This is a genomic window from Streptomyces inhibens (assembly GCF_003389455.1).
GTDB lineage: Bacteria > Actinomycetota > Actinomycetes > Streptomycetales > Streptomycetaceae > Streptomyces > Streptomyces inhibens.
Genome location: NZ_QUAC01000278.1, coordinates 1 through 890 on the forward strand (window position 1 = coordinate 1; position 890 = coordinate 890).

An 890-nucleotide genomic window follows, 5' to 3' on the forward strand; every position below is an offset into this window, starting at 1 on the left:
AGAACTCCTAACGAAATGATCTTCGAGGTGGTTGGATCACTCCGGGACCGTTGATCCGGGGGTGTGGGGTGGCTCGGCCGAAGCCGTGGGAAGTCGATGACGATTTGTGGGCGGTGGTCGAGCCGCTGTTGCCTAGGGTTGAGCGTCGGACCCGGCATCCGGGACGCAAGCGTCATCCGGACCGGCTGGTGTTCCAGGGCATCCTGTTCGTCCTGCACACCGGGATCTCCTGGGAACACCTGCCGCAAGAACTCGGCTTCGGCTCCGGCATGACCTGCTGGCGCCGCCTGGCCGAGTGGACCGAGGCCGGTGTGTGGCCCCGGCTGCACGAGGTCCTCCTCGCCAAACTCCGTGGCGCGAACGCCCTGGACTTCTCCCGGGCGGCGGTCGACGGCTCCCACATCCGAGCGTTAAAGGGGGCTACAAGACCGGACGAAGCCCCGTCGACCGGGGCAGGACGGGCAGCAAGCACCACCTGATCACCGACGCCACCGGCATCCCGCTAGCCGCCACCTTGACCGGCGGCAACCGCAACGACGTCACCCAGCTGATCCCGCTCCTCCAGGCCGTGCCGCCCGTGCGGGGCAAGCGCGGCCGGCCCCGGCGCCGCCCGGATGTGGTGCTGGGTGACCGCGGCTATGACCACGACAAATACCGCCGTCTTGTCTGGGGCCTCGGTGTGAAGCCGTTGATCGCCCGCCGCGGCACCGAGCACGGCTCCGGACTGGGCACCCAACGCTGGGTCGTGGAGCGCGCGTTCGCCCATCTGCACTGGTTCCGCCGCCTGCGGATCCGCTGGGAGATACGCGACGACATCCACGAAGCCTTTCTCACCCTGGGATGCGCACTCATCTGCTGGCGGCGCCTGAAGTCATTGCGTTAGGAGTTCT

At 67.8% G+C, this 890-nt stretch carries 1 protein-coding gene; it reads left to right on the forward strand.

Annotated features, from left to right (window positions below):
• Positions 1-68 precede the first annotated feature (68 nt).
• Positions 69-883 (forward strand): IS5 family transposase gene (locus DY245_RS32860; protein ID WP_425329464.1). Its coding sequence is split into 2 segments (ribosomal slippage): positions 69-395 and positions 398-883, totalling 813 coding nucleotides; the frame shifts between segments, so codons are not numbered across the junction.
• The last annotated feature ends 7 nt before the right edge of the window (positions 884-890 follow it).